Raw genomic sequence first — 25,940 nt, forward strand, 5'->3', positions numbered from 1 at the left:
AATGTCCTGTCTTGCGGGGAAGTGGCGGCTTGTAGGCGTTTGCGCCGCGCGCGGCAAGGCGCCGGACGGGAGTGCCCCTTGATCCCTGCGCTTCGCATGACGACAATAGGACGAGAACGACGGTTCGCCTGAAAAAGGTTCATGAGCGCCCATACGCCCCGCCCCGAGACGATGAGCAGCCTGGTCGAGACCGACCAGCGCTCGCGCGAGATCTTTCGCCAGATCGTCGACGGCTATCTGACGACCGGCGAGCCGGTCGGCTCGCGCAACATCGCCCGCCTGCTGCCGATGGCGCTTTCGCCGGCAACGGTGCGCAACGTCATGACCGATCTCGAAATGGCCGGGCTGATCTATGCGCCGCACACGTCCGCCGGGCGCCTTCCCACCGAGCGGGGCCTGCGCTTCTTCGTCGATGCGATGATGGAGGTCGGCAATCTCACCACCGAGGAGCGCTCCCGCATCGAGGCGCAGATCCGGGTCGCCGCCAGCAACCGCAATCTCGACCAGACCCTGACGGAAGCCTCGGCCCTGCTGTCGGGCCTGTCGCGCGGCGCCGGCGTCGTCGTCACCACCAAGGCCGATGTCCGGCTGAAGCATATCGAGTTCGTCCGGCTCGATCCCGCGCGAGCGCTCGTCGTGCTCGTCTCGCAGGACGGCACGGTCGAGAACCGCCTGCTGGCCCTGCCGCCCGGCCTGCCGGCCTCGGCCCTGAGCGAAGCCGCTAATTTCCTCAATGCCCGCATCCTCGGCAAGACGCTGGCCGAGCTGCGCGGCGAGATCGGCGGCCAACGCGCCCAGATGGAGCGCGAGCTCGACGCGCTGACGGCCCGCCTGGTCGAAAGCGGCATCGCGACCCAGGCCGGCCCAGGCAGCGACCGCCATCTCATCGTGCGCGGCCAGGCCAATCTGCTCGACGACCTGCGGGCGCAGGAGGATCTTGAGCGCATCCGCATGCTCTTCGGCGATCTCGAGACGCAGACCGACGTCATCGACCTGCTGACGCGGGCCGAGCAGGGCGACGGCGTGCGCATCTTCATCGGCTCGGAGAACAAGCTGTTCTCGATGTCCGGTTCCTCGATGGTCGCAGCCCCTTTCCGCGACGCCGAGCAGCGCATCGTCGGCGTCGTCGGCATCATCGGCCCGACGCGGCTGAACTATGCCCGCATCGTCCCCATGGTCGACTATACCGCCAAGGTCGTCGGCAGCCTGCTGGACGGCAGCCGCTGACGCGCTATCGCGGCGAGGATATGTGCGCCGTGCCGGGCCGGCCCGGAATCCATCATCGAAGCGCCGCAGCCTTCGATGGATCCGGATCGGTGCCGTTCAAGGCCTGTCCGAGATGACGATAGCGAGCGGCTGCGTCAGCCCTTGCCCAGCCTTGCGCCCGTCTTCGGGTCGAAGACATGGATCTTGTCGGGATCGACGGTGATCCAGAGCCGGCCTTCCTGGGCCGCGACCTCCCCGGTCGCCGCCTGCATCACGAAGGGATGGCCCGAGAGCTTGCCGTGGAAGAGCTGGGTCGCGCCGAGTTCCTCGATGAACTCGACATCGAAGGGCAGCGAGCCCGCCTGCCCCTCCGAAGCTATCTCGACATCCTCCGGACGCAGGCCGACCTCGACCGGTGCCTGCGCCGCCAGATCCTCTCTGAGGTCGCGCACCTCGATGATCGTGTCGCCGAGCGCGACGATGCCGGAACCGTCGACCGCGCCGGGCAGGATATTCATCGGCGGCGAGCCGATGAAGGTCGCGACGAACTTGCTCGCCGGCTTGCGATAGACCTCGGCCGGCAGGCCGATCTGCTCGACCTGGCCGGCATTCATCACCACCAGCTTGTCGGAGAGCGTCATCGCCTCGACCTGATCATGGGTGACGTAGATCGCGGTGACGCCGAGCGCGCGCTGCAGCTTCTTGATCTCGACGCGCATCTGGACGCGGAGTTTCGCGTCGAGGTTCGAGAGCGGCTCGTCGAAGAGGAAGACCTGCGGCTTGCGCACGATGGCGCGGCCCATGGCGACGCGCTGGCGCTGGCCGCCGGAGAGCTGGCGCGGCCGGCGCTCCAGGAAGGGTTCGATCGCGAGGATGCGCGCGGCTTCCTTCACGCGCTTGTCGATCTCGTCCTTCGGCGTGCCGCGGTTGCGCAGGCCATAGGCCATGTTGTCGTAGATGTTCATATGCGGATAGAGCGCATAGTTCTGGAACACCATGGCGATGTCGCGGTCGGCCGGCTCGACCTGGTTGACGACGCGCTCGCCGATCGCGACCTCGCCGGAGGAGATCGTCTCCAGCCCGGCGACCATGCGCAGGAGCGTTGACTTGCCACAGCCGGAGGGGCCGACGAGGACGCAGAAGCCGCCATCGGGGATGTCGAAGGAGACGCCTTTCACGGCTTCGACACCGCCGGCATAGACCTTCTTGACGTTGCTGAGAGTGACCTGGGCCATTCGCGGATTACTTCTCGGTTTCGACCAGGCCCTTCACGAAGAGCCTCTGCATGGCGATGACGACGAAGACGGGCGGCAGCATCGCCAGCATGGCGGTGGCCATGGCGAGCTGCCATTCCGTCAAAGCGTCGGCGGTGACGATCATCTTCTTGATGGCGATGACGATGGTCTGCATCGAGTCCTTCGTCGTCACCAGGAGCGGCCAGAGATACTGGTTCCAGCCATAGATGAACTGGATGACGAAGAGCGCGGCGATCGTCGTCATCGAGAGCGGGATCAGCGTGTCCTTGAAGAACTTGAACGGGCCGGCGCCGTCGATCTTGGACGCTTCGAGCAGTTCGTCGGGGATCGTCATGAAGAACTGCCGGAAGAGCAGCGTACCCGTCGCCGAGGCGATGAGCGGGATGGCGAGGCCCTGATAGGTGTCGAGCATGTTGAGATCGGAGACGATCTTGAAGGTCGGGAAGATGCGGACCTCGACCGGGAGCATCAGCGTGACGAAGATGATCCAGAACGCCGCCATGCGGAACGGGAAGCGGTAATAGACCACCGCATAGGCCGAGAGCACGGAGATGAAGATCTTCCCGAGCGCGATCGTGATCGCCATGATGAAGGAATTCACCATCATCCCGATCACCGGCTCGCGCGTCGTGCCCGAGGTGCCGACGAAGAGGATGCGATTGTAGTTCTCCAGGAAGTACGGGCCGGGATAGAGCGGCATCTGGCCGTTGATCACGGTCGCGGCGTCCCAGGTCGAGGCGACGAAGGTCAGCCAGACCGGGAAGGCGACGATCAAGACGCCGATCGTCAGGATGATATAGGCGATCAGGTCGCCCATGCGGCGGTCCTCGACCATCAGGCGGCCCTCCCCATCTCGCGCAGCAATCCGGCCAGCGCATCGGCGCAGGCATCGAGGCAGGCCTGGCCCTTGGCAGCCGTGGCCCGGCGGGCATCGCCGACCACGCCGGTCTCGGTCATCTCGCGGAAGGAGCGATGGCGCGAGACGACCTGCCGGCGCGGCGCGCGATCCAGCGCGCCGTACGCTTCCGGAAGGCGCGGCTCGCGCACGGAGCCCGGCGCCAGCACCATCATCATCGAGGTCTCGACCTCGCAGGCATGCTGGACGCCCTTCTGGTCTTCCAGAAGGGGCCCAAGCGCCGTCTCGGCCAGCATGAAATAGGTGGTCGCCGCGACATGCAGGTTCGTCTCGCGGGCGAAATCGGGCAGGAAGGCGGTGAGCGCGGCGATATTGCCGCCATGGCCGTTGACGATCAGCACGCGATGGAAGCCGTGACGCTCGATGCTCTTCAGGAAGGAGAGCAGCACGGCGCGATAAGTCGGGATGTCGAAGGTGAAGGTGCCGCCGAAGGCCATGTGATGCTCGGCCATGCCGCACCAGAGCGTCGGCGCGACCACCACGTCGACATCGGCCGCACGCTCGGCGGCGGCCTTGCAGACGCCGCCGCACAGGATCGTGTCGACGCCGACCGGCAGATGCGGGCCGTGCTGCTCGATCGAGGCGACGGGCAGGACGATGATCGCGTCCGTCGCGGCCTTGGCGCGCAGCTCCTCGGCGGTGAGGTCCATCCAGAGCACGGAGGCCATCAGTAGCTGACCTTGCGCTCGATGAAGCGGAACTGCACCGCCGTCAGGCCGATCACCATGACCAGCAGCAGCACCGACTGGGCGGCCGAGCCGCCGAGATTGGAGCCGCCCTTGCCGTCGGAGAAGACCTTGTAGACCAGCGTCTCGGTCGCGCCCGAGGGGCCGCCGCCGGTCACGGTGTCGATGATGCCGAAGGTGTCGAAGAAGACGTAGACGATGTTGACGACGAGCAGGAAGAAGGTCGTCGGCGAGAGCAGCGGGAAGACGATGGTCCAGAAGCGGCGCATCGGCCGGGCGCCGTCGATCACCGCCGCCTCGATCACGCTCTTGGGGATCGATTGCAGGCCGGCGAGGAAGAACAGGAAATTGTAGCTGATCTGCTTCCAGGTCGCGGCCAGGATGACCAGCAGCATGGCGTGGTTGCCGTTGAGGCGCGGGTTCCACGGGATGCCCAGCGCCTGCAGGCCGCGGGCCAGCATGCCGAGCGAGGGATCGAACATGAAGATCCAGAGCACGCCGGCGATGGCGGGTGCCACCGCATAGGGCCAGATCAGCAGGGTCTTGTAGATTTCGGCGCCGCGGATCTGCCGGTCCGCCATCACGGCGAAGAGCAGCGCGATCGAGAGCGAGAACACGCAGACGAAGGTCGAGAACACCGCCGTGTTGATGAAGGCCTTGAGATAGCCGGGGTCGGCGAAGAGCATCTGGTAGTTCTCGAACCAGACGAACTGCGTCGAGGTGCCGAAGGCATCCTCCAGCAGGAAGCTCTGCCAGACTGCCTGGCTCGCGGGCCAGTAGAAGAACACGATGGTGATGGCGAGCTGCGGCAGAAGCAGCAGGAAGGGGATCGTCAGCCCCTTGAAATACGCGTTCTTCTGCATGCGTGGCCTTGCAAATCGGTCATCCCGGGCGACCGGAGGGAGACCCGGGATCCATGCCTGAACCGTTCCGGCATGGATCCCGGGTCTTCGCTGCGCTAAGCCCGGGATGACATAGCGCGTTTAAGAACGGCTCAGCGGGCCGCGGTACGCTCGAACTGGCGCAGCATCTGGTTGCCGCGCTCGGCCGCCGCGTCCAGCGCCGCCTGCGGCGACTTCTGGCCGTTCAGCGCCGCCTCCAGCTCTTCCGACCAGATATCGCGGATCTGGACGAGGCTGCCATAGCGCAGGCCCTTCGAATTGTCGGTCGGCGCCTTGTTGGTCAGCTCAAGGATCGGGGTCTCGAGATAGGGCTTGTCCTTGTAGAAGCCGGACGCCTTGACCTTCTCGTAGGCCGCCTTGGTGATCGGCAGGTAGCCCGACTCGGTGTGCAGCTTCACCTGGCGGTCGACATTCGACAGGAAGGTGAAGAACTTGGCGACGCCCTTGTACTCGTCGGCCTTCTTGCCGCCCATCACCCAGAGCGAGGCACCGCCGATGATGGAGTTCTGCGGGGCGCCCTGCACGTCCGGATAATACGGCATCGGCGCATTGCCCCAGTCGAACTTGGCGTTCGCGCGGACGTTGCCGAAGAAGCCCGAGGAGGTCAGGAAGATGGGGCATTCGCCCGAGGTGAAGCGGCCTTCGCCATTGTTGGTGCGGCCGGAATAGTCGTAGGTCTTGTCCTTCTGCAGCTCGACCAGGTTGGTCCAGTGCTTCAGGAAGGCCGGGCTCTTGTTGAAGTTCAGCACGGCGTCGAAGCCGGCCATGCCGTTGACCTTGGTCGAGAGCGGCACGTTATGCCAGGCGCCGAACTGCTCGATATTGGCCCAGGTCGCCCAGGCGTTCGAGACGCCGCACTTGTCGTAGCCGGCAGCCTTCAGCTTCTTGGCGGCCTCGAAGGTCTCGGGCCAGGTCTTCGGCGGCTTGGCCGGGTCGAGGCCCGCCTTCTTGAAGGCGTCCTTGTTGTACCACATCACCATCGACGAGGAGTTGAACGGCATCGAGAGCATCTCGCCCTTGGCCGTCGAGTAATAGCCGGTGATGGCGGGCAGATAAGCGTTCGGATCGAACTTCTCGCCGGCTTCCTTCATGACCTCGTGAACCGGCTTGATCGCGCCCTTGGCCGACATCATCGTGCCGGTGCCGACCTCGAAGACCTGCAGGATATGCGGCGCCTGGCCGGCGCGGAAGGCGGCGATGCCGGCGTTCAGCGTGTCGGGATAGGAACCCTTGTAGACGGGGACGACCTTGTAGTCCTTCTGCGAGGCGTTGAAATCCTCGGTGAGCTTGACGACGACGTCGTTGTTGGCGCCGGTCAGCGCGTGCCACCACTGGATCTCGGTCTGCGCGAGAGCGGGCGAGGCACCGGCGAGCGCAAAGGCCGCGATCGACATCAGGATACGCGATTTCATGGTCATGGAGTGTCTCCCTTCCGCGGGCGGGCGCCGCCGCGGTTCTTGTCGTTGGTGCGCAAGCTAGCATGTAGCGCAGGCGACATTTCAATGACAAATCGATGACACCCGACGCAATCCGCCTATGGTCTGGGTCCGGCTTGCGCCATTGCGCAGAACGGGGTGTTCTCCGTCTCCCGACGATTTCCTTTCCGGACCGGTGCCATGCCTGATTTCACGCTTTCCGTCGCCGCGGCCCTGCCAGCGGATGCCGAGGCCGCCACGCTTCTCGGTCGCGTCTGGCGGCCCGATCTCGGCGGGCCCTCCGTCGTGACGCTGCGCGACGGGCAGATCGTCGACGTGACCCGGAGCTTCCCGACCAGCCGCGACCTCTGCGAGAACGCCGACCCGGCCGCCGCGCTGCGCGCAGCCCAAGGCGAGGCGATCGGCTCGCTCGCCGAGATTCTCGCCAACACGCCTGTGGACGGCCGCGACCCGCAGCGCCCCTGGCTCCTCTCGCCACTCGACCTGCAGGCGGTGAAGGCGGCCGGCGTCACCTTCGCGGTCTCGATGCTGGAGCGCGTCATCGAGGAGAAGGCGCGCGGCAACCCCGCCGCCGCCGCGACGATCCGCGAGGAGATCGGCAAGCTGATCGGCGACGACCTCTCCAAGCTGAAGCCCGGCTCGCCCGAGGCGATGCATCTCAAGGACGTTCTGATCAAGCAGGGCGCCTGGAGCCAGTATCTCGAAGTCGGGATCGGGCCGGATGCCGAGATCTTCACCAAGGCCCCGCCGATGTCGACGGTCGGCACCGGAGCGGATGCCGGCCTGCACCCGGCCTCGAGCTGGAACAATCCGGAGCCCGAGATCGTGCTGATCGTCGCCTCGGACGGACGAATCGTCGGCGCCACGCTCGGCAACGACGTCAACCTGCGCGATGTCGAGGGCCGCTCGGCGCTGCTGCTCGGCAAGGCCAAGGACAACAATGCCGCCGCCGCGGTCGGCCCCTTCATCCGCCTGTTCGATGCCGGCTTCACGCTCGACCATATCCGCCGGACCACTGTGACGCTGACGGTCGAGGGCGAGGACGGCTTCCGGCTGGAGGGCTCCTCCTCGATCGCCAGGATCAGCCGCGATCCGGCCGATCTCGCGGCGCAGATGATCGGTCCGCATCATCAGTACCCGGACGGGGCGGCGCTCTATCTCGGCACCATGTTCGCGCCGATCAAGGATCGCGACGCGCCGGGCGGCGGCTTCACCCATAAATACGGGGATATCGTCACGATCGCCGCGCCCGAGCTCGGCAGCCTCGTCAACCGCATGAAGCGCACGGATGAATGCGCGCCCTGGACCTATGGCGCCTCGCATCTGATGCGCCATCTGGCCGGGCGCGGACTGCTCTGAGCGAGCGCCGGGACGGGTAAGCCAAAGCGTAACCACGTCTCGAATCTGCAGCTTTCGACCCGGGGTTCTTGCCGAAATCCGGCGAGAACCCGCCTTTGCGTCAGGCTGCTGGTAAGTTTTTTCTGCGACAGAGCGGGCTGGACCAGGAGGGTTCGGCGTGGCGATGAGCGAGATCGGGAGACGGAACTCCCAGGTCGACACCAAGAATGTCGGTGGCAAAGGGGCGGTGGCGCGGATGGCTGGCTCGCCTTCCGCCTGGATCCTGGCCTTCGCCATGGCGGCCGTTGCCGGCCTGATCCTGCCGCTGCGCCTGCCGCTCGGGCCGAATGCCTGGGATACGGTGGTCTATCTCGACGCGATCCAGCGCATCGGGCTCGGCCAGGTGCCGACCATCGACTTCTTCGCGCCGATCGGCCCGCTCGGCTTCTATCTGGCCGCGGCGCTCGACATCCTCTTCCCGAACGCCCAGCCGATGCTGCTGATCAACTGGGCGCTGCTGCCGGTCATGCTGCCGGTGCTGGCCCTGATCGCCGGCGAGGTCTCGCGCCGCTCCCGCCCGCGGGCGCTCGCGCTCGTCCTGCCTTTCCTGCTGTTCTCGGCACTACCGATCAACCTGCACGGGCTCTACCCTTCGCCCGGCTTCGATGGCTACGGCTTCTATAATCGCCATGTCGCGCTGCTACTCTATCTCCTGATCGCCACGCTGATCTTCGTGCAGCGGCGCGGTTTGCAGATCGGGCTCGTGGCCGCGCTGATGCTGGTGCTCTTCCTCACCAAGGTCACCGGCGCGGTCTCCGGCACGCTGCTCGTCGGCTACGCCGTGCTCAGCGGTCGGATGGGCTTCCGCGATGCGCTCGCCGCCGCCGGCATCGTTATCCTCGCGCTGGGCGTTCTGGAGCTCGCGACCGGGCTGAGCTCCGCCTATGTCATCGACATCCTGACCCTGCTCGGGCTCAACACCGGCACGCTGCTGCCGCGTTTCCTGACCGTGGCCTCGGTCAAGTTCAATGTGATCGCGCCGTCGCTCGCCCTGCTCGCCGCGCTCGCCTATGTCTCCTGGCGCGACGGTTTGCCCGCGACGCCCGCCGGCTGGCGAGCGCTGGCCGACGCCCCGATCGGCTGGTTCGCAGCCGGGCTGTTCGCGCTCGCCCTCTTCGAGACGCAGAACACCGGCTCGCTCGAATTCATCGGGCTGTGGCCGATCGTCCTGCCGCTGCTGCTCGACTGGTGGGCGCGGCGCGAGGACCGCATGCGCCCGGTCGTGCTCGTGCTGACGCTCGCGGTCACGTTGCCGAGCGCCGTGATCTGCCTGGAGCGGGGCATGCGCGCGGTGATGGGCGGGGCGACCTATGTCGCCCTCGACGTGCCCGATCTCGGGCCGCTCGGCCGCATCAGCGTGAAGCGCGACATCGCCGAACGCGCCGCCGCGATGCTCGATCATTACGCGACCCAGCCCGAGGGCTATCGCGACCTGATCCGACGCGGCATCCTGCCCTCCTACATCCTCTATTCGGAGATCGACTACCAGGCGACCTGGATGCTCGAGATCCAGCAGGCGATGACCGCCATCAAGGCCTGGGAAGCCAGCAACAAGCGCGAGCTCAACGGCTTCTTCACCTTCGATTTCGTCGACCCCTTGAACCGCCTGCTGGAGCGCACACCGCCGCGCGTCGTTCCGGTCGGCGTCGATCCCAGCCGCAGCGTGCCCGCATTGCAGCCGGGCACGATCGAGGCGCTCAGGCAGACGGATGCCATGCTGATGCCGAAATGCCCCGTGACGACCGCGCGCGAAGACATTCGCCAGCACTTTGCCGCCGCGCTCGAAGGGCGCGAACGGATCGCGCTCGCGCCCTGCTGGGACATGTACTTGCGGAAATAAGGCCGGCCGGATCAGCCGGCCGCGGTCTGCCCGGCTTCCCAGCCGAGGATGGCGCGCTTGCGCGTCAGGCCCCAGTGATAGCCGGTCAGCGCGCCGGATTTGCCGATGACGCGATGGCAGGGGACCACGAAGGAGATCGGGTTCTTGCCGACCGCCATGCCGACGGCCCTCGCCGCGCTGGGCTTGCCGATATGGTTGGCGACCTCGCCATAGGTGGTGGCGCAGCCGACCGGGATGCGCAGCAGCGTCTCCCAGACCCGGACCTCGAAATCGGTGCCGATCAGCACGACGCGCAGGGGCGTCTCCGGCGACCAGGCCCTAGGCTCGAAGATGCGCGCGGCATAGGGTGCGGTCTGGACCGGGTCGTAGTGGTAATCGGCATGGGGCCAGCGCCGCATCATGTCGGCCAGCGCCTCGGCCCGGCCGCCGACGACCTTGCCGCCATCGGCACTGTTCGAGACCCAGCCGAGCCCGGCGAGGCCGCGCTCCGTGATCACCACCAGCGCCTCGCCGAAGGGCGATGCGTGGAAGCCGTAGGAGAGCTTCAGCCCCTCGCCGCCGGTCTTCCATTCGCCGGGCGACATCGCCTCATGCGTCACGAAGAGATCGTGCAGGCGGCCTGGGCCGGAGAGGCCGACTTCCAGCGCCGTATCGAGGATGCTGGCGGAGGAGGAGAGCAGCCCCTTGGCATGGTCGAGCGTGATCGCCTGCAGGAAAGCCTTCGGGGTCAGCCCGCACCAGCGCCGGAAGAGATGGTGGACATCGGTCGGGGTCGCGCCGGCGGCTTCCGCGATCGCCTCGATCGTCGGCTGCTCGCGCCAGTTATGGGTGATGAAGGAGAGGATGCGCCGGACGGTGTCGTAGTCGGAGCCGGGCGCGACGGCCGGGAAGTCGGCCTCGCTGGGCATGGCCTCGGCGGCACGCGCCAGCACCGCATTGGAGAAGCGCGTCGGGGTCATCGCCGTTTTCATGGGGGCATGCGCGTTCATGTGAGCCTCGCATCATTCGTCATGATGCGAATCTAGGGCGCCCACCATGCCGTTCCCACCCGAAAGCTGGCAAGCGCGGGGTTGCCCTCCACATCGTCCCAATCCTCAGCCCTCATCCTGAGGGGCCGCGAAGCGGCGTCTCGAAGGATGGTCCAGATGGTTCTGGAGCCTCCCGGAACATCCTTCGAGACGGCCCTTGCGGGCCTCCTCAGGATGAGGGCTCATAGGGTCATGACTTCCTCCGCCGACGCCGTCATCGACCTCTACCAGCGCCATGCCGCGACCTATGACGGCTTGCGCGGCAAGCTGCTGATGGAAGGCCCCTGGCTCGCGCGTTTCCGGGCCCTGCTCGCGCCCGGCGCCACGGTCCTCGATATCGGCTGCGGCACCGGCCAGCCGATCGCCCGCCATCTCGGCGAGCAGGGCCATGCCGTCACCGGCATCGATTCCGCTCCGGCGATGATCGCGCTGTGTCAGAAGCGCTTCCCCGAAGGCGACTGGCAGGTCGCCGACATGCGCAAGCTCGCGCTCGGGCGCCGCTTCGGCGGGCTGATCGCCTGGGATTCCTTCTTCCACCTGACGCCCGAAGACCAGCGCGGGATGTTCCCGATCTTCGCGGCGCATGCGGCGCCGGGCGCGGCCCTGCTCTTCACGAGTGGCCCAGCCCATGGCGAGGCGATCGGCATCTTCGAGGGCGAGGCGCTGTATCATGGCAGCCTCGACGCTGGGGAATACCGGGCATTGCTGGCGCAGAACGGCTTTTCCGTCGTCGACCACATCGTCGAGGACCAAAGCTGCGGCGGCCATACGATCTGGCTCGCCAGAGCGGCTTAAGGCGCGCCGTAATCCGGGCCGCGGCGGGCGCTCGACAGGGCCGAGCCCAGCGCATCGGCAAAGCCAGCGCGCTCATGCGGCGACAGCGCGGAGGCGACCGCGACGCTCTGCCCGCGCGAGACCAGCTTCAGGCCGAGCAGGCCGTAATCCTCGTCGGTCTGGCGTTCGAGCCTCGTCCAGATCGGATTGAAGCGCCAGACCGTCTCGCGGCCGTGATGCGAAACCTTGCGCAGGAAAACCTCCAGCGGCGTCACCACGATGCGCTCGAAGGCGCGCGCATGGCGGAAATTAACATGAAAGGCGACGAAGAGCGCGACGACATCGATGCCGAAGAAGCCGGCGACCGGCCAGGCGCCGAGCACGACAAAGGGGATCGAGGAGATCACGCTCGCCAGGCAGACCAGCGTCATCACGATGCGGAAGCCGTTCTGGCCGAGCGAGCGATGCGGCGTGATCGTCGCGTCGAATACCGGCCGCTGCGACGCGTCCGCCATCTTGCTGCCAGGGCTATTGCCGGGGGTCATGCGGTGATTATAACGCCGTCATGGATCAACGGAACAGGCCCCCTCGCGCCGCGGCGCCGGCAAAACGCATCACGTTGACGGGACCTCGGCCGCGCGCTCGCAAGCCGGCCGAGATCCACGAGATCTTCCGCCGCTTCCAGGCTGCCAATCCCGAGCCCAAGGGCGAACTGGACCACACCAACGCCTTCACGCTGCTGGTCGCCGTCGTGCTCTCGGCGCAGGCCACCGATGCCGGCGTCAACAAGGCGACGCGGGCCCTCTTCGCCATCGCCGACACACCGGAGAAGATGCTGGCGCTGGGCGAGGAGACCGTGCGCGAGCACGTCAAGACGATCGGCCTCTTCCGCACCAAGGCGAAGAACGTGATCGCGCTCTGCGAGCGGCTGATCGCGGAGTTCGGCGGCGAGGTGCCGGCGACGCGCGAGGCTCTGGAGAGCCTGCCCGGCGTCGGCCGCAAGACCGCCAATGTCGTGCTCAACATCGCCTTCGGCGAGATCACGCACGCGGTCGACACCCATGTCTTCCGCATCGCCAACCGCCTGCGCATCGCGCCGGGCAGGAACGTGCTGCAGGTCGAGCTCGGGCTGGAGAAGGCCGTGCCGCCCGAATTCGGCCGGCACGCCCATCACTGGCTGATCCTGCACGGGCGCTATACCTGCAAGGCGCTGCGCCCCGAATGCCTGCGCTGCATCCAGAACGACCTCTGCGATTCCGCCGACAAGCGCATCGCCTGAATCTGCGAAGGATCCGCCGGACGGCGGCTTGGAATCGGTTCGGAAATGCAGCCCTTATCCTGAGGAGCAGCCAAAGGCTGCGTCTCGAAGGATGCTCCAGATAGTTCCGGAGCTTCCTCGACCATCCTTCGAGACGCCGCGTTCCGCGGCTCCTCAGGATGAGGGCTCGGAGAATGTTTTCGAACAGGCGCTCAGTAGCCCCGCGCCGGATCGACCACGTTGAGCAGCGGCTCGCCCGCCTCCAGACGGCCGATCTGCTGGGCGACGGCGGTGGCGATCGCCTCGGGCTCCGACATCGCCGAGTTATGCGGCGTCACCGTCACGCCCGGATGGCTCCAGAGCCGGGAATCCGCCGGCAGCGGCTCGGTCTCGAAGACGTCGAGCGTCGCCCCCTTGAGCGTGCCGGCATCGAGCGCGGCGAGGATATCGTCCGCGACCTGCAGGCCTCCGCGCCCGGCATTGATCAGGAACGGCCCGCCAAGGCGCCCGCCCTGCGCGAGGCCGGAGAGCATCTCGGCATTGATGATGCCGCGCGTGTCCGGGGTCAGCGGCAGCAGGCTGACGAGGATGTCGGTCCGGCCGAGGAAGGCCTTCATGCCGTCCTCGCCGGAGAAGGTCTGCAAGCCCTCGATGGTCTTGGGCGAACGGCTCCAGCCGGCGACGTCGAAGCCCATGACCGCGAGCTTGCGGGCGGCATCCTGGCCGAGCTCGCCCAGCCCCATGATACCGACACGGACCGAGCGGGCGGCCGGCTGGTTGCGGTCGTCGTCCCAGAGCTTTTCGCGCTGCTGGCTATCATAGCGGCGCTGCTGACGCAGATAGCTCAGGCAATGCAGGACGATGTACTCGCTCATCCGCGTCGTCAGGTCGGGATCGACGATGCGCGCGATCGGCGCGGCCGGCAGCTTGTCGTCGGCGAAGAGGAAATCGACGCCGGCGCCCAACGAGAAGATCGCTGCGAGATTGGGCAGGCCGGTCAGGCTGCCGGGCGGGTGCTTCCAGCTCGCGACATAATGGACGGCGCGACGGTCGAAGGGCTCGCCGAGGACGACGATCGGCATATCCGGCAGCAGCGCCTGGAAGCGCGCGCGCCAATCCTCGACATGCCAGCCCGTCATGGCCAGAAGCAGACTCATCCCGTAACCCTCTCCGTCAACCGTTCCGCGACCAGCGGGCCGCGCGCCGCACCCTCTCCGATCCGGTAGGCCTTGCGCAAGCGCTCGCTCGCCGCAGCGTGACCGGCCTCGTCGCGGGCATGGACGATGCCGAGCGGCCGGTCGGCCCCGACCGCATCGCCGATCCCCGCCAGCGCGACGATGCCGACGGCATGGTCGATCGGGTCCTGCGGGCGCACGCGGCCGCCGCCGAGCGCAACGACCGCGAGTCCGACGGCGCGGGTATCGACGGAGGCGACCGTGCCGGCCGTCTCGGGATAGACCGGTTTCACGACCGGCGCGGCGGCGAGATGCTTCTGCGGCGCTTCCAGCAGGTCGGCCGGGCCGCCGAGCGCCACGATCATGCGGGCGAAGCGCTCGGCCGCCGCGCCCGAGGCGAAGGCCTGCTCGATCTTGGCGCGGGCGGCGTCGAGGTCCGGGGCGAGCTTGCCGAGCAGCAGCATCTCGGCGGCGAGCGCCACCGTGACCTCGTGGAAGCGCGGCTCACGGCGCCGGCCGGTCAGGTGATCGAGCGCATAGGCGACCTCGAGCGCATTGCCGGCGGCCGATGCGAGCGGCTCGCTCATGTCGGTGAGCAGGGCGGTCGTCGGCATGCCCGCACCGTTAGCGACGCCGACCAGCGCCTGCGCCAAAGCCTGCGCCTTGCCGTAATCCGGCAGGAAAGCGCCGGAGCCGAACTTCACGTCCATGGCGAGGCCGTGCAAGCCGGCGGCGAGCTTCTTCGACAGGATCGAGGCGGTGATCAGCGGCAGCGATTCCACCGTCGCGGTGACGTCGCGGATGGCATAGAGGCGCTTGTCGGCCGGGGCGAGATCGGCGGTCTGGCCGATGATGGCGCAGCCGGCCTCGCGCACCACCTTGCGGAAGAGCTCGATGCCGGGCTGGGTGACATAGCCCGGCACCGCGTCGAGCTTGTCGAGCGTGCCGCCGGTATGGCCGAGGCCGCGCCCCGAGATCATCGGGACATGGCCGCCGCAGGCCGCGACCGCCGCCGCCAGGGGCAGGCTGACCGTATCGCCGACGCCGCCAGTCGAATGCTTGTCGAGGGCGGGACCGGGCAGGTCGTCCCAGCGCAGCACCGTGCCGGAATCGCGCATGGCGAGCGTCAGCGCCACGCGCTCGCGCTCGTTCATGCCGTTGAAATAGACCGCCATCGCGAAAGCCGCGGCCTGGCCCTCGCTGACCGTGCCGTCCGGCAGGCCGGCGATGAGCTGGCGGATATCGGCCTCGGACAGTTCCGCACCGTCGCGCTTGGCGGCGATGATCTCCTGGGTCAGGCGCATCAATAGCTCCCACGCGGCGCGGCATCGGGCGTAGCGCCATCGACAGCCTCGACCAGCGCGCCGTAAAGACCGCTGGCACCGAAGCGGAAACTCGTGGGCGTCGCCCAATCCTCCCCCATGATCGCGTCGGCAAGATCGAGATAGCGCCGGGCATCGGCCAGCGTCCTGATGCCGCCCGACGGCTTCAGCCCGATGGGGCGCCCCGCCTCCGCGATGACGTTCAGCATCACGCGGGCGGCGGGGATGCTGGCCGCATTCGTGGTCTTGCCGGTCGAGGTCTTGATGAAATCTGCACCGGAGGCGATGGCGAGCTCGGCCGTCGTCCTGACCTTGTCGAGATTGGGATATTCGCCGGTTTCCAGGATCACCTTCAGCCGTCGCTCTTCGCAGAGCATCTTGACGTTGCGCACCATGGCCGCCGCCGCCGTGGTCTGGCCGGCGAGAACGGCCCGCCAGGGCAGGACGAGATCGATCTCGTCGGCGCCGGCCGCGAGCGCCTCCTCCGTCTCCCGCATCGCCGGAGCGATCGGCGTGTCGCCGTCGGGAAAATTGACCACCGTCGCGATGCGGACCGGGCCGTCACCGAGCTCGGCCCGGGCCGTCGCGACGAAACGCGGCCACAGGCACACGGCGGCGACGGGAACGGGGCCGGAGACGGCGCGGCGGCAGAGATCGCGGGCGCCCTCCGCCGTGGCATCGTCGGCGAGATCGGTAAGGTCGAGCAGGGCGAGCGCGCGCCGCGCGAGGTCGGTATCGGACATGGCTTACAACTCCGACAGGAAGGTGCGCAGCAGGCGCCTGAGCGCGCGCGAGGCCATGCCGGCCACGTCGCGCGTCTCCGCATGGTGCGGGGCGCCGCCATGCAGGCCGGCGCCCATATTGGTGACGATGGAGAGGCCGGCGACGCGGATATCGTAACGCCGCGCCAGGATCACTTCCGGCACGGTCGACATCCCGACGAGATCCGCGCCCAGCATCTTCGCCATGCGGATTTCGGCGGGGGTTTCGAAGCTTGGCCCGGTGAACCACATATAGACGCCTTCGCCCAACGGCACGCCGGCATTCGCTGCGGCTCGCTTCAGCCGCCCGCGCAGCAGCGGGTCGTAGGCATCGACCATCGGCACGAAGCGGCCATCACCCCGGTCGCCGATCAGCGGATTGGGGCCGTTCAGATTGATATGGTCGGTGATCAGGGCGAGGCTGCCCGGCCCCATCTCCGCCGACAGCGACCCCGCCGCATTGGTCAGGATCAGCGGCGGCGAACCGAAGGCTGCGAGCAAGCCGAGCGGCACGCGCATCACCGCCGAATCGCCGCCCTCGTAGTAATGGGCGCGCCCCTGGTAGATCAGCACCTTGCGGCCGAAGAGCGTGCCGTAGCAGAGCTGGCGGGCATGGCCGGAGACCTCGCCCCGTGGGAAACCGGGGATATCGGCATATGGAATATGGATCGCGTCCTGCACGTCCTCCACGATCGCGCCGAGCCCGGTGCCGAGAACCAGCGCGCATTCGATCGGGCCGTCGACTCCCTTGTCGATCAGTGCCGATGCCGCTCGGTCGAAGGCCGGATCGGCCACCATCGCACGCTCCTTTCCGGCCGCAGCAGCAGCCTCAAATCACCGCGGCAAATTGGCCGGTCCGAAGGAGGCTGGCAACAGCTCCTCCAGCGTGAAGCGCGCGCGGATGCCCTCAGGACCGGCTATCGCGATCGGCGTCTCCGGCGCCGCGAATTCGCGGATGCGCTGGCGGCAGGCGCCGCAGGGCGTGACCAGCTCGGCACCCTCGCCGAAGACGAGCACTGCGCGGATCGCTCGGCCGCCGGCCGCGATCATCGCGGCGATCGCTCCGGCCTCGGCACAGGAGCCGACGGGATAGGCGGCGTTCTCGACATTGCAGCCGGCATGGACCGCGCCGTCATCGGCCAGCAGCGCGGCCCCGACCTTGAAGCGCGAATAGGGCGCGTAGGCGCGCGGCTGGATGGCGGCAGCGGCGGCGAACAGGGCCTCGAAATCGGGTTCGGCCGACAATTCAGCGTTCCTTGACATAGGGCAGGCCGGAGGCCCTGGGCGGCGTCGCCTTGCCGATGAAGCCGGCGAGCAGGACGATGGTCATCAGATAGGGCAAGGCCTGGATCGCTTCCACCGGCACGAGGCCGATGCCGGGCAATGTCACGCCCTGAAGCCGGATCGCGACGGCGTCGAGCAGGCCGAAGAGCAGGCAGGCGCCGAGCGCAGGCCAGGGCCGCCAATTGGCGAAGATCACGGCGGCGAGCGCGATGAAACCGCGCCCCGCCGTCATATGCGGCAGGAAGCCGGCGGATTGCGCGACGGCGAGATAGGTGCCGCCGATGCCGCAGAGCAGGCCGCAGATCGCGACGGCGCCGTAGCGCAGGCCGGCGACCGAGATGCCGGCCGTGTCGACCGCCGCCGGGTTCTCGCCGACCGCGCGGATGCGCAGGCCGAAGCGGGTGCGCTTCAGGACGAAAGCGGTGACGATGACGCAGAGCAGCGCGAGATAAGCCGGCGCGCCATGGCCGGAGACGACCTCGTCATAGATCAGGCCGAGCCCGGGGACGTTCTCGTGGGCCCAGCGGGCGAAGGGCAGGGTGATCTCGCCAAAGCGGGCCGGGCCTTCGAGCGAGGGCGTGCGCCCGCCCTGCCCGTACCAGGCATTGCCGAGGATGACGGTCAGCCCCGCCGCCAGCATGTTGATGGCGACGCCGGAGACGATCTGGTTGCCGCGCCAGGTGATGGCGGCGAAGCCATGGACCAACGCCAGCGCCAAGGCGGCAAGGATGCCGGTGCCGAGCCCGATCCAGGCCGAGCCGGTGACGAAGGCCGCGACCGCCGAGGCGAAGGCGGCGATCAGCATCTTGCCCTCGAGGCCGATATCGACGACGCCGGCCCGCTCCGACCACAAGCCCGCCATCGCCGCGCAGATCAGCGGGATCGACAGGCGGATGGTCGAATCGAGAATGACGGCGACGAGCTGGAGCAGATCCATCAGGCCGCTCCTGGGATAAAGCGAGGACCCTCGCCCATCATTCCGGGGCAGGCCGAAGGCCTGAGCCCGGAACCCATGAACTCGGGGCTGAATCGCTCGGACTGATCGGCACCCGCCGCGCCTCTTTCGGAAAGTTCCGGCGGATATGGATTCCGGGCTCTTCGCTGCGCGAAGCCCCGGAATGCCGGCGAGTGTCCGAGTTTGATCATCAACCCGCTCCCCAGCGGCCAATGACGCCCGCGACAAGCCGGCGGAACAGCCCGTCCAGCGCCCCGGCGAAGAGCACGAGCACGCCGCCGATGACCACGACCATGTCGCGGGTGATGGCCGGCTTGTCGAAGGAGAGCTCGGCGCCGCCCTGATAGAGCACGCCGAAGAGCAGGGCGGCGAGGCCGACACCGGCCGGGTGGCCGCGGCCCATCAGGGCGACGGCGATGCCGACGAAGCCGTAGCCGGCGGTGAAATCGAGCACAAGCCGATGCTGGACGCCAAGCGCCTCGTTGACCGCGAGCCCGCCGGCGAGCGCGCCCGAGATCGCCATCGCGATCATGGTGACGGCGGCAGGCGAGATGCCGGCATAGGCGGCGGCACGCGGATTGGCGCCGACCGTGCGGATCGCATAGCCCAGTCGCGTGCGCCAGATCAGCAGCCAGACCGCGGCGAGCGCCATCAGAGCCAGCAGGAAGGCGGTATTGAGCGGGGTCGACGGCAGATCGATGCCAAGGGGCGCCAGCCATTGATGCATCGGCGTCAGCACGGCCTGCGCCGGAAAATCCGGCGTTTCCGGCTGCATGGAGCCGGGCTTTCCGATGATCTCGCGCAGCAGGTAGACGATCAGGGTCGCCGCGACGAAATTCAGCATGATCGTGGTGATCACGACATGGCTGCCGCGCTTTGCCTGGAGCCAGCCGGGAATGAAGGCCCAGAGCGCGCCGCCCGCCGCCGCCCCGAGGATCGCGAAGGGTGCGGCGAGGAAGCCGGGCAGCATGGACAACGCGAGGCAGACAATCGCCATGGCGATGCCGGCGACCGTCGCCTGCCCTTCGCCGCCGATATTGAACAGGCCGGCATGGAAGGCGACGGCGACCGCGAGCCCGGTGAAGATGAAATTCGTGGCGTAGTACAGCGTGAAGCCGATGCCTTCGGCGCTGCCGAGCGCGCCGCGCAAGAGCAGCGCCGTCGCCTCCAGCGGGTTCTCGCCGATGCCGACGACGACGAGCCCGGCGACGAGCAGGGCCGCGATCACCGAAACCAGCGGCACCAGCGCGACATCGGCCCAATGCGGGAGTTCGACGGGGGCGGCGCTCATAGGAGAGGCTCCGTCATGCTCGCCCTTGTGGCGAGCATCCACGTCTTGGACACCGCACTCGACCAGCGAAGACGTGGATGGTCGGGACAAGCCCGACCATGACGGGAAGCGGGTTGCCGAAAGCCCCGCATCACGCGGCCTCGTCCGTCACGCCGGCCATGAGCAGGCCGAGATCGCGCTCGTCGGCCGCCTCGGCGGCGCGCTCGCCGGTGATCCGGCCGCCGCACATCGCGATGATCCGGTCGGAGAGCGCCATCACCTCCTCGAGCTCGACCGAGACGAGCAGGATCGCGACGCCTTGATCGCGCAAAGCCACCAGCCGGCGATGGATGAACTCGATCGCGCCGATATCGACACCACGCGTCGGCTGGCCGACGAGCAGGACTTTTGGCCCCCGCTCGATCTCGCGGGAAAGTACGATCTTCTGCTGGTTGCCGCCCGAGAATTTAGCCGTCTTGAGCGCCGGATCGGGCGGGCGTACGTCATAGGCCGCGAAAGCCTTGCGAGCGTAGGCTTCGATACGCTTGGGCGAGAGCAGCGGGCCGGAGCCGAAGGCGGGATCGTGCTGATAGCCGAGGATGGCGTTCTCGGCGGCGGAGAAAGCCGTGACGAGGCCGCGGCGGTGGCGGTCCTCCGGAATATGCATCACGCCCAATTCGCGCAATCGCGCCGGATGGCGGTCGGCGGAAGCCAATATTCGCCCGCCCAGCCGGATCACGCCGCGGCTTGGCTGGATCAGGCCCGCCAGCACCTCCAGCAACTCGCTCTGGCCATTGCCGGCGACACCGGCGATGCCGACGATCTCGCCTTCATGGAGCGTGAGATCGACGTCCTTCAGGGTCTCGGTGCCGCGCCCGTCGCGGCAGGCGAGGCCGACCGCCTCCAGCACCGGCGCGCCGCGCTCGCGCGGCTCTTTCTCGATGCGCAGCAGCACGCGCCGGCCGACCATCGCCTCGGCCAATGCCGGCGGCGAGGTTTCGGCGGTCGCGACATGGGCGACCATCTCGCCGCGGCGCATCACCGAGACGCGGTCGGTCACGTCCATGATCTCGCGCAGCTTATGGGTGATCAGGATCACCGTCTTGCCCTGCGCCTTCAGCGCCCGGAGCAGGGCGAAGAGCTGGTCGGCCTCGGCCGGGGTCAACACCGCCGTCGGCTCGTCGAGGATCAGGATCTCGGCGCCGCGATAGAGCGCCTTCAGGATCTCGACACGCTGCTGCAGACCGACGGAGAGTTCGCCGACGATGGCGTCGGGATCGATGGCGAGGCCGTAATCCTGCGAAAGCCTGGCGAGCGCGGCGCGTGCCTTGCCGATGCCGCCTTTCAGGACAGCTCCGCCCTCGGCGCCGAGCACGACGTTCTCGACGACGCTCAACGTCTCCACCAGCATGAAATGCTGGTGGACCATGCCGATCCCGGCCGCGATCGCATCGGCCGGGGAGCGGATGCGGCGTGATTCACCGGCAATCGTGATCTCGCCGGCATCGGCCTCGTAGAAGCCGTAGAGGATCGACATCAGCGTCGACTTGCCGGCGCCGTTCTCGCCGACGATGCCATGGATCGAGCCAGCCGCGACCGAGAGGGACACGTCCCTGTTGGCGGCGACCGGGCCGAAGCGCTTGGAGATGCCGATAAGCTCGATAGCGGGCGCGGAACTCAAGGGAGCCGCCCGTGCCTCACATCGTGCATTTCTGATCCGACATGTAGTCGTGGACCTTGACCGTGCCGGCGATGATGTCGGCCTTGGCCTTGTCGGCTGCCGACTTCATCTCCGGCGTGATCAGGGCCTTGTTGTTGTCGTCCAGCGCCCAGTCGATGCCCTCTTCCTTCAGGCCGAGCACGGAGACGCCCGGCTTCCAGGTGCCGTCCTGTGCCGCCTTGAAGGAATTATAGGCGGCGATGTCGACGCGCTTGAGCATCGAGGTCAGCACCTTGCCGGGATGCAGCGCGTTCTGGTTGGAATCGACGCCGATGCCGAGCTTGCCGGCATCCGCCACGGCGCGCAGCACGCCGATGCCGGTGCCGCCGGCGGCGTGATAGACCACGTCGGCACCGCGATCGATCTGCGACTTGGCGAGCTCTCCGCCCTTGACGGGGTCGTTCCAGGCCGCCGGCGTCGAGCCGGTCATGTTCTGGAAGATCTCGGCATCGGCCTTGCCGGCCTTGACGCCCTGGACATAGCCGCAGGCGAATTTCCGGATCAGCGGGATATCCATGCCGCCGACGAAGCCGACCTTGCCGGATTTCGAGGCCATCGCCGCGAGCAGGCCGACGAGATAGGAGCCCTCATGCTCCTTGAAGACGACCGACTGGACGTTCGGCAGTTCGACGACCATGTCGATGATCGTGAACTTCAGGTTCGGGAACTCGGCCGCGACCTTCTTGAGGGCGGTGGCCTGCGAGAAGCCGACGGCGATGATCGGCGAGTGGCCGTCGCGGGCGAAGCGGCGGAGCGCCTGCTCGATCTGGGCGTCGTTGGTCGGCTCGAAATCGCGGAAATCGACATTGGTTTCCTTCTTGAACTTCTCGGCGCCGATGAAGACGCCCTCGTTGAAGGATTTGTCGAATTTGCCGCCCTTATCGTAGACGATCGCCGGCTTGATCGGCTGCGATTGCGCCCATGCCGCCACAGCCGAAAGCGCCACGCCGGCGAGCGCCGCCGCGAAAGAACCCAAACGCATCGCACGATCCCCTGTCATAGCCGGGCGCCGTTGTCCGGCCCTCGATCCCGGCACGATGACATGGCCCGAGCGCGCGGCCAAGCTGGCGAAAGGTCATGCTCGTCGGGAGATCGGATCGGACCGGGATGGCGATTGCCGAATGCCGGCCGGCGGCCTTAGGCTGCCGGCCATGATGCTGAACGACGACGAGATCGAGCGCTATGCGCGCCACATCGTCCTGCCGGAGATCGGCGGGCCGGGCCAGCAGCGGCTTAAGAACGCGCGCGTGCTGGTCGTCGGCGCGGGCGGGCTCGGCGCGCCACTGCTCCAGTACCTGGCCGCCGCCGGCGTCGGGAAGATCGGCATCGTCGACGACGACATCGTCTCGCTCTCGAACCTGCAGCGCCAGACCATCTTCACCACCGAGGATATCGGCGCGCACAAGGCGGTCGCCGCCGCGCGCTTCGTGCGCAACCTCAATCCGAACGTCGTGGTCGAGGAGCATGTCACGCGCATCGACCCGCATAATGCCCGCGCGATGATCGCCTTCTACGACGTCGTCGCCGAAGGCTCCGACAATTTCGCGACGCGCTATGCCGTGACCGATGCCTGCTTCCACGAGCGCAAGCCGGTGGTGATGGGCGCGCTCGGCCGCTTCGACGGCTCGCTCACCACGATCCGCGCCCACGAGGCGGGTCCGGACGGCAAGCCGAACCCGACCTGGCGCTGCCTCTTCCCGGAGGCGCCGCCGCCCGGCGCGATCCCGACCTGCGCGGAGGCCGGCGTGCTCGGCGCCCTGCCCGGCGTGATCGGCTCGCTGATGGCGCTGGAGGTGGTGCGCGCCGTCACCGGCTTCGGCGAGCCGCTCGTCGGCAAGCTGCTGCTGGTCGATTCGCTGACGATGCGCTTCGAGACGCTGCGCTATGGCTGGGACAAGACCAATCCGCTCAACGGCACGGGCGCGACCGAAGGCCGATCTTAACCCGCATGTGCTAGCTGATCCCTGTCGAGGACGGGGAAAGGGACAGCATGCAGGCCGGCGACACGATCGGGACAGGGGTTTCGACGCGAGCGAGCTGGCTTCCCAACTTGCCCCTCGCCCTGCTCGGCATCGCCGTCCTCGCCTGCGCGCTCCTGTTGACGCTGCCCCTGACATTGCCACTCGGGCCGATGTACTGGGACCTCGTCCTCTATCTCGACGCCGCCAACCGCATCGGCGAAGGGCAGGTCCCGCTGATCGACTTCATCGCGCCGGTCGGCCCGCTCGGCTACTGGCTCTTCGCCGGGCTCGACACGCTGTTCCCGCGCGCCCACCCGCTGCTCACGGCGCAATGGTGCCTGTTCGCGGTGACAGCCCCGGCCATGGCCGTGATCCTGCACGCCATCGGCAAGCAGTCGCGCGCCAGGGCATTGGCGCTGCTCCTGCCCTATCTCGCCTTCCAGATCCTGCCGATCAATGTCGAGCATTATTCCTTCTTCCCCGGCACGGACGGGTTCGGCATCTATAACCGGCATGTCAGCATCGTGCTCTACGTGCTGGTCTGCGGCCTCGTCTTCCTGCGCGGCCCCGCACTCGGCGCCGTCATCGGCTGGACGCTGACCGCGCTGTTCCTGATCAAGATCACCGGCTTCCTCGCCGGCGGCATCGTCACGGCCTTCGCGCTCGCCGCAGGGCGGATCGGCTGGCGCCAGAGTCTCCTGATCGCGGCAGCGGCCGGGCTTGGGCTGATCGGACTGGAACTCACCACAGGTCTCGTCAGCTCCTATCTCGACAGCATCCTCGCGCTGATCGCGATCAATGCCGGCGGCATCCTGCCCCGCTTCGTCCAGGCCACCTCGCTGCATCTAGACATCGTCGGCGCCGGGGCGGCGCTCGGGCTCGCGCTGCTCTGGCTGGACCGCCACGACATCGCGGAGGCTACCCTTGCGCTACGCGGACAGCCGTCGGCGACCGGCTTCGTCCGACTGCTCGACCGCGACGTCGCCTGGCTCGCCGTCGTCCTCGCCGCCGGGCTGTTCTTCGAGACGCAGAACACCGGCGGGCAGGCCTTCATCTTCATCTGGCCGGTGCTGCTTATGATCCTGTCACGCTGGCTCGGCAGCGGCCGGCGCGGTGCGCTGGTCGTCTGCTGCCTCGTCGCGGCCACCGCGATCCCGCCGGCCGAAACCGTGCTTCAGCGCGGCGCGCGCGCCCTGATGGCGCAGGCGGGCTATGCCGCCCTGCCGAACCAGCATCTCGGCCGGCTCGGCCAGGTCTCGCAGCATGCCGACGTCATGAACCGCGCGGAGGCGATGCTCGACATCTACGCGGCCCATCCCGCGACCTTCCGGGAGTTCACCGCCCGCGAGATGCTGCCGTCGCCGCAGCTCTATTCGGAACTCGACTTCCAGGCGTCGTGGCTGATGGCGGTCGACGAGGGCGTCTCGGCAATTCTGGCGCATGAGCAGGCGAGCGGGCGTCGCTTCGAGACGATCATGAGCCTCAATTTCGTCAACCCGTTCCCCGCCGTGATGGGCCGCAGCGCGCCGCGCGGCATCGCCATCGGTGCCGATCCGTTCCGGGCCGTGCCGAAACCGGACGACACCGAGATCACGCTCGCCCGCGAGGCCGACCTCGTGCTCTATCCGCTCTGCCCGGTCACGGTGGCGAACGAAGCCCTGCGCCGGATCTACGCGCCGGTCCTGACGGGCCGGCGGGAGATCGCGCTCGGGCGCTGCTGGAAGGGCTATGTGAAAGCGGGTTAGCGTCCGCGCTTCGCCTCGATCACGTCGAAGAGCTGCGCCGCGAGGTCCGGGCCGCCGAGCTTCTTGATCGCGCGCACGCCGGTCGGCGCGGTGACGTTGATCTCGGTGAGCTTGCCGTGGATCACATCGATACCGACCAGCAGCAGGCCGCGCTCGCGCAGGGTCGGGCCGATCGCCTCGCAGATCGCAAGCTCCTGCTTCGACAGGTCGGTCGGGCGCGCCGCGCCGCCACGGACCATGTTGGCGCGCAGATCGCCGACCGCCGGGACACGGTTCACGGCGCCGGCCGCCTTGCCGTCGATCAGGATGATGCGCTTGTCGCCCTCGGTGACCTCCTTGATGAAACCCTGCACAACCCAGGGCTCGCGGAAGAGGTTGCTGAACAGGTCGAAGAGCGAGCCGAAATTCGGGTCGGTCCTGCTGGTCTTGAACACGGTCGCGCCGCCATGGCCATAGAGCGGCTTCATGACGATCTCGCCATGCTCGTCGCGGAAGGCCTCGATCTCCGCCCTGTCGCGGGTGATCAATGTCGGCGGCATCAGCTCCGGGAAATGGGTGACGAGGATTTTTTCGGGCGCGTTGCGCACGGAGGTCGGATCGTTGACCACGAGCGTCTTCGGGTGGATGCGCTCCAGCATGTGCGTCGTGGTGACATAGGCCATGTCGAAGGGCGGGTCCTGCCGCAGCAGCACGACATCAAGCTCGGAGAGATCGACCTTCTCCTCGGCGCCGGCGGTGAAATAGTCGCCCTCGACATCGCGCACCTTCACCGGACGCATCGGCGCAGTGACCTTGCCGTCGCGCATCGAAAGCTTGTCTGGCGTGTAGGTGTAGAGCGTGTGGCCGCGCGCCTGCGCCTCCAGCATCAGCGCGAAGCCGGTATCCCCGGCGATCCGGATGCGCTCGATCGGGTCCATCTGGATGGCGACGTTGAGGCTCATGACAGGCTTCCTGTTGCAGGCCGTTCTTATCGGGCCGCGGGCGGGGTTCCTGCAAGTGGGGCGCATCGACCACGTCGCCTTCTGACGTAATCGTCAGAAGGCGAAA

Annotated in this window: 24 protein-coding genes; 7 read left to right on the forward strand and 17 right to left on the reverse strand. The window is 67.7% G+C overall.

The annotated features are described in order from the left end of the window. The first annotated feature begins 141 nt into the window (after nt 1–141). Nucleotides 142–1,227, forward strand: coding sequence for a heat-inducible transcriptional repressor HrcA (gene hrcA / locus OCUBac02_RS00730; protein ID WP_173043080.1), 1,086 nt, complete (start codon nt 142–144; stop codon nt 1,225–1,227). Nucleotides 1,228–1,361: 134 nt separating this feature from the next. Here hrcA and OCUBac02_RS00735 read toward each other — a convergent pair whose 3' ends face one another. From OCUBac02_RS00735 to ugpB, 5 genes are all read right to left on the reverse strand, one after another. Further along, a complete protein-coding gene (locus tag OCUBac02_RS00735) occupies nt 1,362–2,441 on the reverse strand; it encodes a sn-glycerol-3-phosphate import ATP-binding protein UgpC (protein ID WP_173043081.1) in 1,080 nt (359 codons plus the stop codon). Between the two features lie 7 nt (nt 2,442–2,448). Continuing rightward, nucleotides 2,449–3,297 (reverse strand): sn-glycerol-3-phosphate ABC transporter permease UgpE, encoded by an 849-nt coding sequence (gene ugpE / locus OCUBac02_RS00740; RefSeq protein WP_047581844.1) that lies wholly within the window; start codon nt 3,295–3,297, stop codon nt 2,449–2,451. Continuing rightward, nucleotides 3,297–4,046 carry a creatininase family protein gene (locus tag OCUBac02_RS00745; protein WP_173043082.1) on the reverse strand — a complete coding sequence of 250 codons (750 nt, stop codon included), beginning with the start codon at nt 4,044–4,046 and terminating at the stop codon, nt 3,297–3,299. The genes ugpE and OCUBac02_RS00745 overlap by 1 nt, the downstream gene beginning before the upstream one ends. Continuing rightward, nucleotides 4,046–4,927, reverse strand: coding sequence for a sn-glycerol-3-phosphate ABC transporter permease UgpA (ugpA, locus tag OCUBac02_RS00750; RefSeq protein ID WP_047580024.1), 882 nt, complete (start codon nt 4,925–4,927; stop codon nt 4,046–4,048). Before ugpA ends, OCUBac02_RS00745 begins: the two co-directional genes overlap by 1 nt. A gap of 131 nt (nt 4,928–5,058) precedes the next feature. After that, nucleotides 5,059–6,378 (reverse strand): sn-glycerol-3-phosphate ABC transporter substrate-binding protein UgpB, encoded by a 1,320-nt coding sequence (gene ugpB / locus OCUBac02_RS00755; protein WP_465247790.1) that lies wholly within the window; start codon nt 6,376–6,378, stop codon nt 5,059–5,061. A 204-nt stretch (nt 6,379–6,582) separates the two neighbouring features. Between ugpB and OCUBac02_RS00760 the strand changes: the two genes are divergently transcribed. Together OCUBac02_RS00760 and OCUBac02_RS00765 are read left to right on the forward strand one after the other, a co-directional pair. Next, nucleotides 6,583–7,761 carry a fumarylacetoacetate hydrolase family protein gene (locus tag OCUBac02_RS00760; protein WP_173043084.1) on the forward strand — a complete coding sequence of 393 codons (1,179 nt, stop codon included), beginning with the start codon at nt 6,583–6,585 and terminating at the stop codon, nt 7,759–7,761. A 157-nt stretch (nt 7,762–7,918) separates the two neighbouring features. Then, nucleotides 7,919–9,640, forward strand: a complete 1,722-nt coding sequence (locus OCUBac02_RS00765; RefSeq protein ID WP_173043085.1) for a hypothetical protein — start codon at nt 7,919–7,921, stop codon at nt 9,638–9,640. Between the two features lie 11 nt (nt 9,641–9,651). Here OCUBac02_RS00765 and OCUBac02_RS00770 read toward each other — a convergent pair whose 3' ends face one another. Beyond that, entirely contained in the window at nt 9,652–10,548 is an 897-nt protein-coding gene (locus OCUBac02_RS00770) for a methylated-DNA--[protein]-cysteine S-methyltransferase (RefSeq protein ID WP_052232275.1), read from the reverse strand. Between the two features lie 312 nt (nt 10,549–10,860). Between OCUBac02_RS00770 and OCUBac02_RS00775 the strand changes: the two genes are divergently transcribed. After that, a complete protein-coding gene (locus OCUBac02_RS00775; RefSeq protein ID WP_173043086.1) occupies nt 10,861–11,463 on the forward strand; it encodes a class I SAM-dependent DNA methyltransferase in 603 nt (200 codons plus the stop codon). Here the strand turns inward: OCUBac02_RS00775 and OCUBac02_RS00780 are convergent. Then, complete coding sequence (locus OCUBac02_RS00780) at nt 11,460–11,987, reverse strand: DUF2244 domain-containing protein (RefSeq protein WP_173043087.1); 528 nt, start codon at nt 11,985–11,987, stop codon at nt 11,460–11,462. The genes OCUBac02_RS00775 and OCUBac02_RS00780 overlap by 4 nt on opposite strands. Before the next feature lie 20 nt (nt 11,988–12,007). Here OCUBac02_RS00780 and nth point away from each other — a divergent pair, with 20 nt between their 5' ends. Then, nucleotides 12,008–12,721 (forward strand): endonuclease III, encoded by a 714-nt coding sequence (gene nth, locus OCUBac02_RS00785; RefSeq protein WP_173043088.1) that lies wholly within the window; start codon nt 12,008–12,010, stop codon nt 12,719–12,721. Nucleotides 12,722–12,912: 191 nt separating this feature from the next. Here nth and OCUBac02_RS00790 read toward each other — a convergent pair whose 3' ends face one another. The 9 genes from OCUBac02_RS00790 to OCUBac02_RS00825 form a co-directional block, all read right to left on the reverse strand. Then, the gene (locus OCUBac02_RS00790) at nt 12,913–13,857 is read right to left on the reverse strand and encodes a 2-hydroxyacid dehydrogenase (protein ID WP_173043089.1); all 945 of its coding nucleotides are present in this window, start codon (nt 13,855–13,857) and stop codon (nt 12,913–12,915) included. Then, on the reverse strand, nt 13,854–15,179 hold the full coding sequence (gene deoA / locus OCUBac02_RS00795) for a thymidine phosphorylase (protein ID WP_173043090.1): 1,326 nt from the start codon (nt 15,177–15,179) through the stop codon (nt 13,854–13,856). The genes OCUBac02_RS00790 and deoA overlap by 4 nt, the downstream gene beginning before the upstream one ends. After that, the gene (gene deoC / locus OCUBac02_RS27185) at nt 15,179–15,940 is read right to left on the reverse strand and encodes a deoxyribose-phosphate aldolase (protein ID WP_197933298.1); all 762 of its coding nucleotides are present in this window, start codon (nt 15,938–15,940) and stop codon (nt 15,179–15,181) included. The genes deoA and deoC overlap by 1 nt, the downstream gene beginning before the upstream one ends. A gap of 3 nt (nt 15,941–15,943) precedes the next feature. Beyond that, a complete protein-coding gene (locus OCUBac02_RS27190) occupies nt 15,944–16,756 on the reverse strand; it encodes a purine-nucleoside phosphorylase (protein ID WP_197933299.1) in 813 nt (270 codons plus the stop codon). Between the two features lie 36 nt (nt 16,757–16,792). Continuing rightward, a complete protein-coding gene (locus OCUBac02_RS00805; RefSeq protein ID WP_244639050.1) occupies nt 16,793–17,203 on the reverse strand; it encodes a cytidine deaminase in 411 nt (136 codons plus the stop codon). 1 nt (nt 17,204) lies between these two features. Further along, entirely contained in the window at nt 17,205–18,179 is a 975-nt protein-coding gene (locus OCUBac02_RS00810) for an ABC transporter permease (protein ID WP_173043092.1), read from the reverse strand. A 208-nt stretch (nt 18,180–18,387) separates the two neighbouring features. After that, nucleotides 18,388–19,488 (reverse strand): ABC transporter permease, encoded by a 1,101-nt coding sequence (locus OCUBac02_RS00815; protein WP_173043093.1) that lies wholly within the window; start codon nt 19,486–19,488, stop codon nt 18,388–18,390. A 130-nt stretch (nt 19,489–19,618) separates the two neighbouring features. Further along, nucleotides 19,619–21,148 (reverse strand): ABC transporter ATP-binding protein, encoded by a 1,530-nt coding sequence (locus OCUBac02_RS00820; protein WP_173043094.1) that lies wholly within the window; start codon nt 21,146–21,148, stop codon nt 19,619–19,621. Nucleotides 21,149–21,164: 16 nt separating this feature from the next. After that, entirely contained in the window at nt 21,165–22,169 is a 1,005-nt protein-coding gene (locus OCUBac02_RS00825) for a BMP family lipoprotein (protein WP_173043095.1), read from the reverse strand. 169 nt (nt 22,170–22,338) lie between these two features. Here OCUBac02_RS00825 and OCUBac02_RS00830 point away from each other — a divergent pair, with 169 nt between their 5' ends. Together OCUBac02_RS00830 and OCUBac02_RS00835 are read left to right on the forward strand one after the other, a co-directional pair. Beyond that, nucleotides 22,339–23,130: a HesA/MoeB/ThiF family protein gene (locus OCUBac02_RS00830; RefSeq protein WP_173043096.1), complete on the forward strand. Its 792-nt coding sequence runs from the start codon at nt 22,339–22,341 to the stop codon at nt 23,128–23,130. A 47-nt stretch (nt 23,131–23,177) separates the two neighbouring features. Further along, nucleotides 23,178–24,893 (forward strand): hypothetical protein, encoded by a 1,716-nt coding sequence (locus OCUBac02_RS00835; RefSeq protein ID WP_244639051.1) that lies wholly within the window; start codon nt 23,178–23,180, stop codon nt 24,891–24,893. Here OCUBac02_RS00835 and gshB read toward each other — a convergent pair. Then, nucleotides 24,890–25,834 (reverse strand): glutathione synthase, encoded by a 945-nt coding sequence (gene gshB / locus OCUBac02_RS00840; protein ID WP_173043097.1) that lies wholly within the window; start codon nt 25,832–25,834, stop codon nt 24,890–24,892. The genes OCUBac02_RS00835 and gshB overlap by 4 nt on opposite strands. Nucleotides 25,835–25,940: the final 106 nt, after the last annotated feature.

The organism is Bosea sp. ANAM02, from assembly GCF_011764485.1.
In the GTDB taxonomy this organism is placed as follows: domain Bacteria; phylum Pseudomonadota; class Alphaproteobacteria; order Rhizobiales; family Beijerinckiaceae; genus Allobosea.